Raw genomic sequence first — 16,194 nt, 5'->3', positions numbered from 1 at the left:
GTAAGTGTAGCAAGCAAACGACCAGCGGGCCGCAAGGTTTAGCCATTGCCAGAATCCTGTTGCCCGGGGTTTTGGCCGTTTTCTCCGGAATCAGGGGGTACAGCACCACCTGGGCAACGGTTAGCGGTTCATGAGCAGGAACAGGAGATTGTGGTAGAGAATACCTTCGGCGCCGTTGTACATGCCCGCCAGCCCGGCCTCTTCCATAATTTCTTCCACCTCCTCATAATCCCGCAGGAAATCTATTTCTACTTCTTTAGAATGCTCATCCAGCTGGGTGTGCGTGAGGTAGCGGCGGGGCTCTTCCAGGGTTACAAACAGCTTCTGGTCATAGGTCTGGGCAATGAGCAGGGCGTCGCAGCGGCGGCCTTCGTGGTTGTCTTCCTCATCCTCAAACTCACTTTGGGCATTCTGGACGTAGACGGTGGTTTTTTCATCGGGGGCGGCGTGCAGAAAGAAGGTGGCGCTATCGAGGCTCATAGGAACGGGAGAAAAGGACGAAAAAGAATTTACGGAAAGCGCCGGGGCGCTTCCTTACTGCAGAAGCCGCACAATGAGGCCGGTCCAGCCGGTTTGGTGGCTGGCGCCCATGCCACGGCCGTTGTCGCCGTGGAAGTACTCGTGAAAGTAGAGATAGTCGCGGAAGTGCGGGTCGGTTTGCAATAGCTCCGCATCGCCAAACGCCGGGCGCCGGCCATTCTCGTCTTTCATCAACAACCGCGTAAGGCGTTTTGACAGGGCATCGGCCACTTGTTTCAGGGTGTGCAGGTTGCCGGAGCCCGTGGGGAATTCAATCTGAAAACTGTCGCCGTAGTAGAAATGGTACCGCTGCAGAGACTCGATAATCAGGTAGTTGATGGGAAACCAGATGGGGCCACGCCAGTTGGAATTGCCGCCGAACATGCTGGATTCCGCCTCGCCCGGCACATAGCCCACGGAGAAGTCGGCGTCGGGGGTGCTGAATACATACGGGTGCTCCAGGTGGTAGCGCGACATAGCCCGAATGCCGTAGTCGGAGAGAAACTCATCCTCATCGAGCATGCGCGTGAGCAGGCTGCGCAGCCGGTCCTGGCGCAACAGGGAAAGCTTGTGGCGGGCCGCTTTGCCGGGCGTTTCCCACTTGGAAACGAGCTGGGCCAGATGGGGCCGGTTTTCAATCAGCCAGCGGGCGCGCATGGTGAATTCCGGCAGGGCATCCAGCAGCTCCTGGTCTATCACCTCAATGGCAAACAAAGGAATCAGCCCCACAATGGAGCGCACTTTCAGCTTGGTGCGGGCATCGTCGGGGGTGTGCAGCACATCGTAGTAGAAACCATCCTCCTCATCCCAGAGGTTAAAGGCCCCGTCGCCGCCGCGGGTCATGGCATCGGCAATGTAGAGGAAGTGCTCGAAGAATTTGCCGGCCATTTCCTGGTACACGGGGTTGGTTTTGGCCAGCTCCAGGGCCATGCGTACCATGTTCATGGCAAACATGGCCATCCAGCTGGTACCGTCGCTCTGCTCAATCTTGCCGCCGGTGGGCAGCGGGGCCGAGCGGTCGAAGACGCCAATGTTATCCAGCCCCAAGAAGCCGCCTTCAAAGATGTTCCGCTCGCTTTTGTCCTTGCGGTTTACCCACCAGGTAAAGTTGAGGGCCAGCTTATGGAAGATGGCTTCCAGAAAAGGCGTATCGGGGCGGCCGTTGTGCAGCTTTTTGTCCATTTGGTACACGCGCCAGGTAGCCCAGGCGTGTACGGGAGGGTTCACGTCGTTCAGGTTCCACTCGTAGGCGGGCAGCTGGCCGCTGGGGTGCATGTAGCCATCCTTGGTGAGCAGGCGCAGCTGGGTTTTGGCAAACTCGGCATCTACCATGGCCAGCGGAATGCAGTGGAAAGCCAGGTCCCAGGCCGCATACCAGGGATACTCCCACTTATCGGGCATGGAAATGATGTCGGCGTTGTACAGGTGCCGCCAGTTGCTGTTGCGCCCGCGGCGGCGGCTGGCCGCCGTTTCTTTCCCGCCGGGGTCACCGTCTAGCCACTGCGTTACATCATAATAATAGTACTGCTTGCTCCAGAGCATGCCCGCAAATGCCTGGCGCTGAATGTTGCGCGCATCGGGGTCGGTGATTTGCTCCTGCACGCAGTCGTAGAACTCATCGGCCTCCTGTTGGCGGGTGCTGAAATGGCGGTCGAAGTTGGCGAAGGGTGCGTCCCACTCGGCTTTGCTCAGGCGCAGGCGCATGACCTGCTGCTGCCCTGGCCCCAGCGTGAAGGAATACTGCGCCGCTACCTTAGTGCCGTGCTGCTCCGGGTTGATGGCCGTTTTGTCGCCCTGCACCACGTAATCGTTGATGCCGTCCTTGAAGTAGCGGCCTTCCCGGGGCTGGCCGTCGCGGCGTTGGGTGTTGGTATCGTTGTCGCAGAAGAGCAGCGGCGGCTTCTGGTCGCAGTAAAAATGGTACTGGCCCAGTGTTTTATGGTCGATGAGGACGCTGCCGGCCCGCGTGTAGCGCATCTCGGGGCGGTAGTCATCGTGGCCCCAGCTCCAGGTGTTGCGGAACCAGAGCTGGGGCAGCACCTGCAGGCGGGCGCGGCGCGGGCCGCGGTTGTGCACCGTCAGCTGCACCATAATGTCATCGGGCCCGGCTTTGGCATACTCCACAAACACGTCAAAGTAGCGGCCATCGTCGAACACGCCGGTATCCAGCAGCTCATATTCCGGCTCCTGCCGGGTGCGGTGGGCGTTTTCCTCTATCAGCTCCTGGTATGGGAAGGCGCGCTGCGGATACTTATACAGCATCTTCATGTAGGAGTGCGTGGGCGTGCTGTCCAGGTAATAGTAGCACTCCTTCACGTCCTCGCCGTGGTTGCCCTGGCCATTGGTAAGGCCAAACAGCCGCTCCTTCAGCTGGCCATCCACGCCATTCCACAGCCCTACGGAAAAGCAGAGCAGCTGCTCATCGTCGGAAATGCCGCCAATGCCTTCCTCGCCCCAGCGGTAGGCGGTGCTGCGGGCCATATCATGGGGCAGGTAGTCCCAGGCATTGCCATCGGGGCTGTAGTCCTCGCGCACGGTGCCCCATTGACGCTCCGTAAGGTAAGGGCCAAACTTCTTCCAGTGGGCTGTCTGCGCGTTGGCTTCCGTTAAGCGTAGTTGTTCCTGCGTCATAGTATCGGGTTACGCTAAGCAGCCAAGTACGTGTGCTAACGGTAGGGCGTTCTGTCTGGCCGAAGAAGATTCCATCAAATCAACTTTTCCATTTTTTATCCTCCTTAACCAGTGCTATTTACTCTATTATTAATTAAATTTTCATAACCTGGAACTATCCAAGACGTATTTGGCTTTTGCAGCCGAACAGATAGAAAAATAGCTATATGATTAACGTGCAGTTGAAGGACGCGGGCTTTTATGAAATTGCATGGCCCAACCAGGCCGAACAGGAAGGAGTTACTTATGTACGGCCAGGCTCACGCGAGTATGTGCGCGTTTTTGTGCCCGCCAACTCTGCGGAAGTAGAAGTTTATGCCGGCAACCTGCAGGAAGGCAAGCTGGTGTTCCGGGGCCCCGCCGAAACCGCCGCAACGCTGCGCTGGCTGGCAAATAGCCGCAACTAGCGTCTTCAATAGGCTCAGCCGCTACCCTACTACAAAGGTGCGCATGCTCATGCCACCGTAGCTTACCTCCTCGAAGGCGTGCCGGATGTCTTCGTCCGGTTCGGCCAGGGCCAGGCTGTAGAGCATAGGGATGTAGTGGTCCGGCGTGGGTACGGCCAGCATACCGCTGGCGCCGGCCTGCTGGTAATGGGCCAGGGCGTGCAGGTCGCGCTGGTCGATTTTAGCTTTCGCCCATGCATCAAACTCCCCGGCCCAGGCATAGGGTGTGGCATCATCGGCCATGAATTTGGGCATGCTCTGGCGCAGGTTGTGCACAATGTTGCCGCTGCCGATAATGAGCACGCCGCGCCGGCGCAGAAACTGCAGCTGCCGGGCAAGCTCCGCGTGAAACGTGAGGGGTTGATAATAGTCGATGCTGAGCTGGAACACCGGAATATCAGCCTCCGGAAACAGGTGGTGCAGAATGGTCCAGGATCCGTGGTCGAGGCCCCATTCGTCGGATGGTTGCGCATCGGGCAGGGCCGCCAGCACTTCCCGGGCTACATCAGGCGCGCCGGGCGCGGGGTACTGCATGTCAAACAGCTCCTGCGGAAAGCCGCCAAAATCATGAATGGTTTCGGGCCGCTCATTCATGGTAACAAAGGAGCCGCGCGTGAGCCAGTGCGCCGATACCACCAGAATGGCGCGGGGCGGCTGCCGGTTGCGCATGTCCTGGCCCAGCTGCTGAAGCATCTTCGTGAAGGCATTATCCGCCAGCGCATTCATCGGCGAGCCGTGCCCCACGAAGAGCACTGGCATTTTGGTTGTTTGCTGGAAGGAAGAGGCAGTTTTATGGAGGTCTTGCAAGGAGTTCATAGCCGAGAAGAAAAGCCGCACCGCCAGCAAAATTCCTAGTGGGCAGCAGGTTCCTGATTGGAATACTAACAATAATACGTCGCCCTGGCTTTACCGGTCCCTTACCTGTTGAAAGAAAGCTACGCAGGATGATCAACCGGGCAGATGCCGCCAGCCGGGATTTGGGTACTTTGCCTCTCCGGTAGGCGCAGGCCCAGAGAGGCGCCTGCGTGGACACCGGAGTTGCTCAGCCATTTCCTTATGCAGAGAATTCTACCGGTTATTGTTCTGGCGCAGTTTTTCTGTACCTCGCTCTGGTTTGCCGGCAATGCCATTGCGCCGGATATAGCCGCTCAGTTTCACCTGCCGCCCGGCTTTGTAGCCTACCTGACCAGCGCTGTGCAGCTGGGCTTTATTACCGGGACGCTCACCTTTGCGGTGCTTACCATTGCCGACCGCTTCTCCCCTTCCCGGGTGTTCTTTGTCAGCGCCCTGGTGGCGGCCGTGTGCAACCTAGGCATCAACCTCGGGGGCATCGGAACAGGGGGCCTGCTGGCCTTCCGGTTCCTGACCGGGTTTTTCCTGGCCGGCATTTACCCGGTGGGCATGAAAATAGCCTCCGATTATTACCAGGCCGGGCTGGGGAAGTCGTTGGGGTATCTGGTGGGGGCGCTGGTGCTGGGCACGGCCTTCCCGCACCTGCTCAAAGGTCTTGCGGGCCAGCTGCCGTGGCATTATGTTACGCTGGCCACCTCGGCGCTGGCGGTGTTGGGTGGGGTAGCGCTGGTTTTGCTCGTGCCCGATGGCCCCTTTCGCAAAGTCGGCCAGCATCTGCAGCTCACGGCCTTTCTGGACGGGTTTCGGCGGCCCCGGTTCCGGGCGGCGGCCTTTGGCTACTTCGGCCACATGTGGGAGCTATATACCTTCTGGGCCTTTGTGCCCATCCTCCTGGCTACCTACAACCGCGCGCATCCCACGGCGGGGTTTCCCGTGCCCATGCTCTCCTTTTTCATTATTGCCGCAGGAAGCCTGGCCTGTATAGGCAGCGGGCTGCTCTCCCAGGTGGTAGGTGCCCGCCCGGTGGCCACGACCGCGCTGGCGTTATCGGGGGTATGCTGCCTGGTGTCGCCGCTGATGCTGCGGGGCAGCTCACCTACGCTGCTGGTTGTGTTTCTGGTGTTCTGGGGTATGGTGGTGGTAGCCGATTCGCCGCTGTTTTCCACGCTGGTAGCGCAGAATGCCCCGGAAGCCTCGCGCGGCACTTCTCTTACTATTGTGAACTGCCTCGGCTTTGCTCTGACTATTGCCAGCATTCAGTTCACGAGTTGGTTATCCCAACATATCGACCCTACTTATCTGTTTCTAACGCTGGCTGTTGGGCCTGCGCTGGGGTTGGTGGGTTTGCTGCGTAACTGGGAAGAACCAGCAACACCCGTTATGCTTGTGGAGCGGTAAATAAGCACTAACGATGCCTGAAAGCTGGCTTTTTAGTTTCGCACATTCTGCCCGCAACGTGCCACATTACTTAGCTATAAGGCATAGGCAGTTTCGACGATACAAGCAACGACATTATTTTTGTCAAGACAAATTAATGGGCGTGCAGGTATTGTTTCTTACTTTTACTTATATCTAAGCCAAAACCCTTAAAACAAAATTAAATGAAACGCCTTGTTTTTTGTATTTTTTTATTCTTTATAATTTATGAAACTTTTTCACAAACCAATAATACAATTTTTTCATTTACAAGGAATGAAAAGGAAATAATAAAAAGCAACAAGATTATTAAAGAAGAAGTTTACTCTTATACACTCTATAGAAAAGGAATAAAAGACTCTACTTTAGTAAATGTTTATTACTATAACCCTTCAGGTGATGTCATTGAAGAGAAATCAATTGATAAAAAAACCCATCAGGAATACACAACCAAATATCAAATAACTTATAATAATTTAGAGAAACCCAAAAAAGAAATTATAAAAAAAGAAACACTAAAATTAATATTCATTCAAGAACATGGATATGATGATCAAGGAAATGAAACTTATATGTATGATTACAATGAAGATACAACCAGGTTAATAATAGATCATAAAACATACAATGCTAAAAATCAATTAATTCAACTCCAGAAGAAGATAAATAATAATGAATTTTATACCTCAAGCAAGTATTATTACAACAATGATGGAAAATTATCAAAATCGGAATCGTTTGACATAAGTAGAGAAAATATTTATACTTATACTTACGACTACGATAAATTATTAAATAAAAAAATAACTTATCTTGAAAATTCTGACGGAAGGAAGAAAATAAGCGAAATATTTTACAACAATGACAATCAAATCATAAAAAATATAAACAATTCGAATAGCTTTACAAATTACTCTGCTTCTAACAAATTTGGTTTTACATCAGTAAATACTTATAATTCAAATAAAACAATTTCAGAATCTAATTTTTATATAAATAATAAAAAATCACAGATGAACAGACACTTTTATTTCAAAAAATAATTTATTCGGTTCATTTCTTTTGTTTTAATTAATTCATTTTCATTCTTGCTTTAGTGTTTCACAACTATCAGCTGGAAACTGGAAGAAAACCTGCTGTATCCAGTTCGTAGGTCAACATACCAGCCTCCATTACCATCTACTGCCGCGCCAATAAAAAAAGCCCGCTGCTTCCAGCGGGCTTTTTTTATTAACTGATTCTTAAAACGGCGGGTCTTCATTCCCGAAATTACTTTTCGGGAATGAAGACCCGCCATCATTAATTTTACTACCCAGCCGAATGGTATTAGGCGTGAAACTGGGCTCGTCGTCGAAGTTGCTGCTGGGGAAAGCGCAACGGGTAACTTCCATGCCCGTTAATTTCGCTCACAAGTCCATAACACAGTTTAAGCACAGTCGGCTGATATGTGCCCTTTGCTGCCGAAACCGTTTCGGCCACTCTGCCGCATTGGTTTACCGCAGCATAGGAATATGGTTAGTTCATAAACCGCGCAGGCCCTGTGTTTTGCTGTGCCCCGGGCAAGAAAGGGTGCTGCATTATTCTCGCTCCTGCTATACCTTGCGGCCGATTTTATAAGCATCAACTGCTTTTAAGCTTTCATTTATGCATATTCAGAGCAGGTCTTCTTTTAAGGACGAATCAGCCGACCGTTCCTATTTTGAAAACTGGGTGGACAGGCTGGAAGCGCACAACGGCAGAAAATATGAGCGCTATGCCCTTGAAACCGCACTGGGCACCACCCACGTGTGGGGACTGCACACAAACGAAGATCTTGCCGATGCGCTGGTGATTTTCCCGGGTGCCAGAACTACTTCCCTCATCTGGGATTTTGACCGAGGCCTCGACAACCTCCGTCACAGAATGAAAATTTTCCTGGTGGAGACCAACGGCCTTCCTAACCTGAGCAGCGGAGCTACTCCCAACATTAAGTCCCTGGATTATGGCACATGGGCAGCGGAGGTCATGCGCAAACTCGGCCTTGCCAAAGCCTACGTTGCCGGTGCCTCCTTCGGCGGGTTAATTTGCATGAAGCTGGGCATTACAAACCCGGAAATGATTCAATCCGCCTTTTTGCTGAACCCTGGCTGTTTGCAGCCTTTTTCCATATCGCCTAAAAACCTGTACTACAATATACTGCCCCTAGTGAGCCCATCCTCGCGGAACGTTTCTACGTTTCTTGACAGGGCCATTTTTGCTAAGCCAACGCATCAACTATCGGCATTTTCGGAGCAAATGCTCATCGACTACGAGGTTTTTGCTATTAGCCGCTATCAGGACAAGACGCAGAAACCGTATTACATGAAGCAGCAGCTGGACGAGGTAAAGGCCGAGACATACCTGTTGCTGGGTGACAAAGACCTGTTATTTCCCACGAAAAATTCCTTTGAGAACGGCAAAAAGCACCTGAAGTATTTACGGGAAACTGTCGTTTTCCCCAACGTTGGTCACGGCATTGAAACCTATGCCCAAGCCATGCATTTCATTGGCGATAAAATAAAAGCCAATAGCCCGCGCAACTAATTTCACCCGCACAGTACAGTGGCCGATTAGTGGTAAAACAAAAAATTCGAAAAGGTCGAATTCAAAGTATATAAGGACGCCGTATTTAATAAGTTAATGAGCATAAATGTCGATGATGTTTTCAAACTCTTCGAATTACTGTGAGAAGTAGAAGATCTGTTCGAGCACGACGATGTAATTTTCTGAAATTACCTTTTTACGAATCTTTAATAGAGAGACAATAACGCAAAGCGCCCCGAAACCGTGAGGTTTCGGGGCGCTTTGCGTTACGGCGGGCCGCAGAGGTTACAGCAGCTTGTCAATCGTAATCGGCAGTTCGCGGACGCGCTTGCCGGTGGCGTGGTAGATGGCGTTGGCCACGGCGGCAGCCACGCCCAGCATGCCTACCTCGCCAATGCCCTTCACGCCCAGCGGGTTCACAATGTCGTCTTCCTCGTCCACGAATAGCACTTCAATGTCGTGAATGTCAGCGTTGACGGGCACGTGGTACTCGGCGAAGTTGTGGTTCATGTAGCGGCCGAACTTATGGTCCATCACGGTTTCCTCCATCAGGGCAGCCCCAATTCCCCACACCACCGAGCCCAGCACCTGGGAGCGGGCGGTTTTCAGGTTAAGGATGCGGCCGGCGGCAATGGCATTTACCACCCGCGTTACGTGCACGGTGCCAAGGTCCTCGTCTACCTTCACCTCCACAAACACGGCGTTGTGGGCGTGCAGGGAGTATTGGCTCTGCTTGGCCATGTTGGGCATAGTGGAGCCATCGGCCTCAATTTTGGCTTCGCCGCTGGTTTGCAGCACATCGCGCAGCACCACGGCCTGGCCGTGGTTGGTGCGCAGCCTAATCTGGCCGTTCACAAACTCCACGTCCTCAAATTTGGCATCCTTGAGTGGAGAATCCGGCTGCTTCTGGGCCATCTTCAGAATTTTACCGGCCAGGTCCTGGCACACGCTCTGAATGGCAGTGCCCACGGAGGCGGCCGTCCAGGAGCCGCCCTGGAGCGGGGCCTCGGGCTGGTCGGTGTCGCCGAGCTGGTAGGTAACGGCTTCCAGAGGCAGGCCCAGGGTTTCGGCCGCAATCTGCGTCATAATGGTGTAGGTGCCCGCGCCGTTTTCGCCCGAGCCGCTGCGGACCGTAAGGTGGCCATCGGCTGTGATGCTGGCGGCGGCGGCGGCTTTTTGCTGGGTGGCATCCCACACACCACCGCCCATGCCCCAGCCCACCAGCATGTTGCCCTCGCGCATAGAGCGGGGTTCCGGGGTGCGCTTCTCCCAGCCAAACTTGGCCGCGCCCTGGTGGTAGCAGTCGCGCAGCTTCTTGCTGGAAAAGGGCTTGTCGGCGTTCTGGTCGCGGTCGGCGTAGTTGCGTAGGCGCAGCTCCAGGGGGTCGAGTCCGGCGGCGTAGGCCATTTCGTCCATGGCTATTTCCAGGGCAATGCTGCCGGAAGCCGCGCCGGGGGCGCGCATATCCAGGGGCGTGTACACATCAAGCTTGGCCAGCTCATAGCCCAGCTTCACGTTCTCGCACTGGTAGAGCATGCCGCTCCAGTTCACTACGTTCTCGGTGTAATCCTCAAACTGAGAGGTTTCGTGAAGAGCGTGGTGGTGCAAAGCGGCCAAAGAGCCATCGGGGTTGGTAGCGAGCTTCACGGTTTGCAGGGCGTGCGGCCGATGCCCGAAGCTGAACATTTGCTGACGCGTGAGCGTGAGGCGCACCGAGCGGCGCAGTTCCAGGGCAGCCAGTACCGCCAGGTACACCGAGTACTGGGGTCGCAGCCCCGCGCCAAAACCGCCCCCCAGAAACTCATTCACTACCCGCACGTCGTCCTTCTTCAGACCAAACACGCCCGTGAGGTATTTCTTCACGTTAAAAACGCCCTGGGTTTTATCGTAGGCCGTTATCTGGCCTTCGCCGCGCCACTCCGCGGTGGTGGAAAATAGCTCCATGGGGTTGTGGTGCTGGGTGCCGTGCACATACTCAGCCTCCGTGCGGTGTTCAGCCTCAGCCCAGGCTTCATCGGGTTTGCCGCGTGGGTCGGGCGGCGGCTGGAAGCCGGTTTTGCCCTTGCCGGGCTCGTAGCCCTTGGCGCGCTGGGTTTCGAGGTTTGTTTCGTGCTGCTCTACTTCATACTCAATGCGCAGCACCGAAGCCGCATAGCGGGCCAGCTCAAAGTTCTCGGCCACTATCAAGGCCACCGGCTGCTGACTGAATAGAATTTCCGGCTCCTGCAACGCCCGGAACGGCGAACCGCCAGGTGCTACCTGGTCCTGGTGCTTTTTATCGAGCCAAGCCACCGAAGGCACGTTTTCGTGTGAAAACACCTGAATGACGCCGGGCAATGCCAGCACTTCATCGGCGTGAATTTTGGTGATTTTTCCCTTGGCAATGGGGCTGCTTACCACGTAGCCGTAGGCCAGGTTGGGCAAATGAAATTCAGCGGAATACGTGGCCGCGCCCGTCACCTTGGCCGGCCCATCGACGCGGCTGGTGGCTTTGCCGATATAGTTAGTCGTGCTCATACGGTTAGGGATTGGAGTTCTGGAATACGTCGGCTGCCTTTTGCGAGCCTTCGGCAGCCTGCTTGAGCGCCCGCACAATGGCGCGGCGGGCCAACTCAATCTTGAAGTCATTGGCACCCTGGCCCTGGGCGTTTTCCACCACTTTGGCGGCCACGCGGGCAAAGGTTTCCGCGGTAGCCGGCTGCCCAATGAGCAGCTTTTCGGCAGCCTGGTCGCGCCAGGGTTTGTGGGCCACACCACCCAGCGCCAGGCGGGCATCGGTAATGGTGTTGCCGTCCAGCTCAAGGCCCGCCGCTACAGAAATCAGGGCAAAGGCGTAGCTCTGCCGGTCGCGCAGCTTGAGGTAGCTGAAGTTTTTGCTGAAGCCTTTTTTGGGTAGGTCAAGGCTGAGAATCAGTTCCCCGGGCTTTAGGGTATTGTCCTTGTCAGGCTGGTCGCCGGGCAGGCGGTGAAAGTCGTTAAAAGCAATGCTCCGCTCCCCCTCCGGCCCACTCACGCGCACCGTGGGGGCCAGGGCCGCCAGCGCCACGCACATATCCGAGGGGTGCGTGGCAATGCAGTGCTCACTGGCCCCCAGAATGGCGTGAATGCGGTTGAAGCCCCCAATGGCCGAGCACCCCGTGCCGGGCTCACGCTTATTGCAGGGCGTTGCCAGATCGTAGAAATACAGGCAACGGGTGCGCTGCATGAGGTTGCCGCCGTTGGTGGCCGCGTTACGCAGCTGGGGCGAGGCCCCGGCCAGAATGGCCTGATTCAGCAGCGGGTAGCGGTTTTTCACTTCCTCGTTCCAGGCCGTATCGGCGTTGGTGGCCATGGCACCCAGGCGCAGCCCGCCGTCGGGCAGAACTTCAATGGCGGCCAGGGGCAACTTAGCCACACTCACGAGGTGAGCGGGGCGCATCACGTTTTCCTTCATCAAATCGATGAGGTTGGTGCCCCCGCCAATGTAGGCCGCCCCCGCATGGCTAGTATTATTCCGCACAGCGTCGTCAATGTCCGTTGCGCGGTGAAATGTAAATGAGTTCATGTGGTGATAGGTGAAATAGTGCGTTACAAGGGCTGATAAAGCGGCAGTTGAGGCTTGGACCGGCGGTGTTATTTGCACTGCCGGTCATCAAATCGCCATTTCACTATTTCACCTTCTCCCCTTTATCAACAACTTCCTTTACGGCGGCCAGAATGCCTACGTAAGCACCGCAGCGACAGAGGTTGCCGCTCATCATCTCGCGGATTTCGTCCTCGGTGTGGGCCTTGCCCTCGTTGAGGAGGCCCTGGGCCGAGCAGATCTGACCAGGCGTGCAGTAGCCACACTGGAAAGCATCGTGGTCGACGAAGGCCTGTTGCAATGGGTGCAGGGCCTCCACGGTGCCTAAGCCTTCTATAGTAGTGATGTCGTCGCCTTCATGCATCACAGCCAGTGTCAGGCAGCTATTGATGCGCTTGCCGTTCACGAGTACCGTGCAGGCCCCGCACTGGCCGTGGTCGCAACCTTTTTTAGTGCCCGTAAGCTGCATATACTCACGCAGGGCATCGAGCAGGGTAGTCCAGGGCGCCAGCTCCACCTCGTGGGCAGTGCCGTTAATGATGAGGCGAACGGGGCCGACGGGCGGTGGTGCGGCCACCGCGCCAGTAGCGGCATGGGTAGGTTGCTCGTGCATAGCAAAAGAAAAGGGTGAAGGAATAGAAATGAGTGGCCAAACCATTCCGGCAGGCACATGGCTTTTCCTTACGCTGGAAGCACGAAGCTTGTTATGAACTAATAATTAGTTAATCACTGCAAAATTATATTGATTCATGTATAATTAAATAATATTTTAAATCACTGCATAGAGTAATATCAGCCTAATTACATTCCTAAGCTCACTTCTAGCCATTTAGACCTAGCCCGCAGGCCGACTCAGATCAACCTACCCTATCGAAACGGCTGATTCCGTAGCAACTAGGCATTCCATGCACAAAAAAATAGCCCGCTGATTCCAGCAGGCTATTTTTTTTGATTTTGTTGGTCCTAAAACGGCGGGTCTTCATTCCCGAAATTGCTCTTCGGGAACGGCACCGGGCCCGGACCGCCATCATTAATTTTGCTACCCAGCCGAATGGTATTGGGCGTGAAGCTGGGCTCGTCGTCGAAGTTGCTGCTGGGGAAAGCGCCGGTGTTGTAGCTGGCACCATCCAGCCCGAAGCCGCCGGCTCCGTCGAGGTCGGCAAACTTGGTGAACTTGCCGATGAACTTAAGCTGCACGGTTTCCAGGGAGCCGTTCCGATGCTTGGCAATAATTACCTCGCCGGTGCCCTGGGTGGGGTTGCCCATTTCGTCCTCCGTAATCTTATAGTACTCGGGGCGGTACAGGAAGATAACCATGTCAGCGTCCTGCTCGATGGAGCCGGATTCACGAAGGTCACTCAGCTGCGGCTTCTTGTCGCCGCCGCGGGTTTCCACGGAACGGGACAGCTGCGACAGGGCCAGCACCGGCACGTTCAGCTCTTTGGCAATGCCTTTCAGGGCCCGGGAAATAGAGGCAATTTCCTGTTCGCGGTTGCCCATTGCCTTGCCATCCGTGTTGCCGCTCATCAACTGCAGATAGTCAATGATGATCATTTGAATGTCGTGGTGGGCTTTGAGGCGGCGGCACTTGGTGCGCAGCTCCCGGATGCTCAGGCCCGGCGTATCATCAATAAAGATGGGCGCCGAGGACAGTGCCGAAATCTTGTGGTTGAGCTGGGCCCACTCGTAGTCGGCCAGGTTGCCTTTCTTGATTTTCTCTGAATCCAGCTCTGCTTCCGCCGAAATCAGACGATTTACCAACTGCAGCGAGGACATTTCCAGCGAGAAAATGGCCACCGGCTTCTTAAACTCCACGGCCGCGTTGCGCATGGCCGACACCACGAAAGCCGTTTTACCCATACCCGGGCGGGCGGCAATAATCACCAGGTCAGAGGGCTGCCAGCCGGAGGTTACCCGGTCCAAGGCCGTAAAGCCGCTGGGCACGCCGGTGAGGCCGTCTTTCTGGTTTTTCTTTTCTTCCAGCTCTTTGATGGCCTTACCCATCAGGCTGCGCATGTCGTCGAAGTTCTTCCGAATGTTCGACTCCGATACTTCAAACAGGGCCTGCTCGGTGCTATCCAGCAGGTTAAACACGTCGGTGGTATCCTCGAAGGCGTCGCGCTGAATGGTGCTGGCAATACCAATCAGCTCGCGCTTAATGGCATTTTCCGTGATGATGCGGGCGTGGTACTCAATGTTGGCCGCCGAGTTGACTTTAAAGGTCAGGTTGGCCACGTAGTGCGCGCCCCCGGCTGCTTCCAGCTCGCCCATCTCGCGCAGCTCGTGCGTGACGGTGAGAATATCAATCGGCTCCGATTTATCGAACAGATTGAGGATGGCCTTGAAAATGCGCTGGTGCCCTTCCTTATAGAAACTCTGGGTTTTCAGAATATCAATAACGGTGGTCAGGGCATCTTTTTCCAGCATAAGAGCCCCCAGCACAGCGGCTTCCAGCTCCAGGGCCTGGGGCGGCAACTTACCTGAAGGTCCACCCGCGGGCAACTGGGCCGGACGCGAGTTCCAGGCTGCTTTGGCGCGGGAGGCAGATATTTTCAGGCGGTCATCCATTTGGTCATTCATCGTCGTACTCAGCAAATCTAACCCAAAGGGGGGTACAAAGCTACTAGCTGAGCCGTAGAAATTACGGGCCGAAAGAATAGTTTCTTTTTGGTACTTTGTCCGAAGCATGCCCCGCGTAGAGGCCATTTTCGGGCGGTACAATGGTAGTTGTGCTTACCTTTGCCCTGGCTTTCTGCCGATTGTTTCGCAATTCCTTTCTGCATGGCTACTACGCCCGCTTCGCTTCAGCGTCTTCACCTTATTGCCGTAGGCGGCAGCATTATGCACAACCTGGCCCTGGCACTGCACCGCCGTGGCGCACAGGTGACCGGCTCCGACGACGAAATCTTTGAGCCCGCCAAAAGCCGCCTGGCCGCCGCCGGCCTGCTGCCCGCCCAGGAAGGCTGGTATCCGGAAAAGATAACAGCTGACCTGGATGCCGTGATTGTGGGCATGCACGCCCGTGCCGACAACCCCGAGCTGCTGCGCGCCCAGGAGCTGGGCCTGCGGGTGTATTCCTTCCCGGAGTTTATCTACGAAGCCTCCCGCGACAAGCAGCGCATCGTCATTGGCGGCTCGCACGGCAAAACCAGCATCACCTCGCTCATTCTGCACGTGCTGCGCTACCATAACCGCAAGTTTGACTATGCCGTGGGCGCCCAGCTGGAAGGCTTTGATCTGATGGTGCAGCTGACGGAAGACGCACCTATCATTATTATTGAAGGTGACGAGTACCTGTCCTCCCCCATCGACCGGCGCCCGAAATTCCACCTGTACCAACACCACATTGGCGTAATTTCCGGCATCAGCTGGGACCACATCAACGTGTTTCCAACCGAGGAATTCTACCGCGAGCAGTTCCGGATTTTTGCCGACATGACGCCCAAGGCCGGCACGCTCATCTATGACCGCGACGATGAGCAGGTGCAGCTGGTGACGGTGCCATCCAGCCCCGATGTGACCTACATCGGCTACGGCCCGCACGAGCATGTTATCCGGAAGGGCAAAACCTTCCTCATCACCAAAAAAGACGAGGAAGTGCCGATACAAGTGTTTGGCGAGCACAACCTGCGCAACATCTCGGCCGCCAAAGAGGTGTGCAAGCAGCTGGGCATCAAAGGCAAGGATTTTTACGAGGCGCTGGCCACGTTTAAAGGCGCGGCCCGCCGCCTGGAGCTGGTGCGCGAAGGCACGGATTCCGTGGTATACAAGGACTTTGCCCACGCTCCCAGCAAACTGAAGGCCACGGCCGGCGCGTTTAAAAAGCAGTACCCCAAGCGCAAGTTGGTGGCCTGCTTGGAGCTGCACACCTTCAGCTCCCTCAACCCCGCCTTCCTGCCCCAGTACGCCCACACCTTTGATACGCCGGATGTGGCCGTGGTGTATTTCAACCCCCAGGTACTAGAGCACAAGCGCCTGCCCGCCCTGCCTCCGGAAGCCGTGCAAGCCGCCTTCCAGCGCCCCGACCTACGCGTGTTTACCGACAGCAAGCAGCTGGCTGAGTTCCTGCACCAGCAGGACTGGCAGAATGCTAACCTGCTCATGATGTCCTCGGGCACGTTTGATGGGCTGGACCTGGTAAACCTGGCTACTGAGGTGACCAAATAA

Annotated in this window: 13 protein-coding genes; 5 read left to right on the top strand and 8 right to left on the bottom strand. The window is 55.4% G+C overall.

The window, feature by feature from the left end:
* Positions 1-120 precede the first annotated feature (120 nt).
* Together AM218_RS04935 and AM218_RS04930 are read right to left on the bottom strand one after the other, a co-directional pair.
* Positions 121-480, bottom strand: coding sequence for a hypothetical protein (locus AM218_RS04935; RefSeq protein WP_054412402.1), 360 nt, complete (start codon positions 478-480; stop codon positions 121-123).
* A 54-nt stretch (positions 481-534) separates the two neighbouring features.
* Positions 535-3,150 (bottom strand): MGH1-like glycoside hydrolase domain-containing protein, encoded by a 2,616-nt coding sequence (locus AM218_RS04930; protein ID WP_054412400.1) that lies wholly within the window; start codon positions 3,148-3,150, stop codon positions 535-537.
* 206 nt (positions 3,151-3,356) lie between these two features.
* Here AM218_RS04930 and AM218_RS04925 point away from each other — a divergent pair, with 206 nt between their 5' ends.
* A complete protein-coding gene (locus AM218_RS04925) occupies positions 3,357-3,596 on the top strand; it encodes a hypothetical protein (protein WP_054412398.1) in 240 nt (79 codons plus the stop codon).
* Positions 3,597-3,617: 21 nt separating this feature from the next.
* On the opposite strand, the gene ygiD is transcribed toward AM218_RS04925, so the two are convergent.
* Entirely contained in the window at positions 3,618-4,451 is an 834-nt protein-coding gene (gene ygiD, locus AM218_RS04920) for a 4,5-DOPA-extradiol-dioxygenase (protein WP_054415306.1), read from the bottom strand.
* Between the two features lie 240 nt (positions 4,452-4,691).
* Between ygiD and AM218_RS04915 the strand changes: the two genes are divergently transcribed.
* Positions 4,692-5,885: an MFS transporter gene (locus AM218_RS04915; protein WP_054412395.1), complete on the top strand. Its 1,194-nt coding sequence runs from the start codon at positions 4,692-4,694 to the stop codon at positions 5,883-5,885.
* Between the two features lie 203 nt (positions 5,886-6,088).
* Entirely contained in the window at positions 6,089-6,946 is an 858-nt protein-coding gene (locus tag AM218_RS04910) for a hypothetical protein (RefSeq protein ID WP_054412393.1), read from the top strand.
* Positions 6,947-7,144: 198 nt separating this feature from the next.
* On the opposite strand, the gene AM218_RS16695 is transcribed toward AM218_RS04910, so the two are convergent.
* Positions 7,145-7,294, bottom strand: a complete 150-nt coding sequence (locus tag AM218_RS16695) for a hypothetical protein (protein ID WP_157547527.1) — start codon at positions 7,292-7,294, stop codon at positions 7,145-7,147.
* 253 nt (positions 7,295-7,547) lie between these two features.
* Between AM218_RS16695 and AM218_RS04905 the strand changes: the two genes are divergently transcribed.
* Positions 7,548-8,465 (top strand): alpha/beta fold hydrolase, encoded by a 918-nt coding sequence (locus AM218_RS04905; protein ID WP_054412391.1) that lies wholly within the window; start codon positions 7,548-7,550, stop codon positions 8,463-8,465.
* 285 nt (positions 8,466-8,750) lie between these two features.
* Here the strand turns inward: AM218_RS04905 and AM218_RS04900 are convergent, their stop codons facing one another.
* From AM218_RS04900 to dnaB, 4 genes are all read right to left on the bottom strand, one after another.
* Positions 8,751-10,982: a xanthine dehydrogenase family protein molybdopterin-binding subunit gene (locus AM218_RS04900; RefSeq protein ID WP_054412389.1), complete on the bottom strand. Its 2,232-nt coding sequence runs from the start codon at positions 10,980-10,982 to the stop codon at positions 8,751-8,753.
* A 4-nt stretch (positions 10,983-10,986) separates the two neighbouring features.
* The gene (locus AM218_RS04895; protein ID WP_054412388.1) at positions 10,987-12,009 is read right to left on the bottom strand and encodes an FAD binding domain-containing protein; all 1,023 of its coding nucleotides are present in this window, start codon (positions 12,007-12,009) and stop codon (positions 10,987-10,989) included.
* A gap of 103 nt (positions 12,010-12,112) precedes the next feature.
* Positions 12,113-12,640: a (2Fe-2S)-binding protein gene (locus AM218_RS04890; RefSeq protein ID WP_054415303.1), complete on the bottom strand. Its 528-nt coding sequence runs from the start codon at positions 12,638-12,640 to the stop codon at positions 12,113-12,115.
* 350 nt (positions 12,641-12,990) lie between these two features.
* Positions 12,991-14,607: a replicative DNA helicase gene (dnaB, locus tag AM218_RS04885; protein WP_197274018.1), complete on the bottom strand. Its 1,617-nt coding sequence runs from the start codon at positions 14,605-14,607 to the stop codon at positions 12,991-12,993.
* Between the two features lie 201 nt (positions 14,608-14,808).
* Between dnaB and AM218_RS04880 the strand changes: the two genes are divergently transcribed.
* Entirely contained in the window at positions 14,809-16,194 is a 1,386-nt protein-coding gene (locus tag AM218_RS04880) for a UDP-N-acetylmuramate--L-alanine ligase (protein WP_054412386.1), read from the top strand.

This window comes from Hymenobacter sp. DG25A (assembly GCF_001280305.1).
In the GTDB taxonomy this organism is placed as follows: domain Bacteria; phylum Bacteroidota; class Bacteroidia; order Cytophagales; family Hymenobacteraceae; genus Hymenobacter.
This window is presented reverse-complemented; position numbering and strand designations above follow the sequence as displayed.